This is a genomic window from Vibrio sp. 811, assembly GCF_033339195.1.
Window position 1 is genome coordinate 1 of the sequence record NZ_JAWOUB010000664.1, and the last position, 589, is coordinate 589.

General features: G+C 46.0%; 1 protein-coding gene. It reads right to left on the reverse strand.

Features of this window, described 5'->3' with window-relative positions; genetic code table 11:
* The coding region (locus R7Q46_RS28710) for a DUF4382 domain-containing protein (RefSeq protein WP_318078513.1) at positions 1–589 on the reverse strand (589 nt) is incomplete at both ends.

Consider the following 589-nt stretch of genomic DNA (forward strand, 5'->3'; position numbering starts at 1 on the left):
CCTTCATATAAGTAAACGGCGTGCGCATAGTCGTTTGCACTGGACGTATCAATTTCGCAATCTGCATAGGTTTGTGCGGCGACATCGCCCTGAATTTCACCTGTCGTAACGGTGTTGATCAAGGTCACCGAAGTGCGTTGAATACTGTACCCTTCGTTTTGACCCGTTCCGTCTTTTAAGCCTCGACGCAGATCAAACTCGACTACGAATTCATTGTTATCAGGATTAACCGCAAAGGTGTTGTTAAAGAACAATACCCCAGAGTTAGGCTCTTTACCCACGCCTTGAGGACAAGCACCATCGCCTTTGACGGTCAGTGGGATTTGATTTCCTGTCGCTTCGTCAATCACATACGATGGGTAGTCGGGGTGATCGCCATCATTGGCAAACACACACAACTTGTAGTTGCCAGAAGGAATCACTTCATCTTCAACCAGCTCTTGAACATCACTGCCTTGATAGTTGAGCAAGTTAACACTCAACGGCAGAGGATCTTCACCATCAGGAATTAGATTGCCGTTTTCATCCACGTAATTGCCTTCTTCATCGGTTTTATACACCTCAAAAATTTGTGGTGATCCGCCATCAA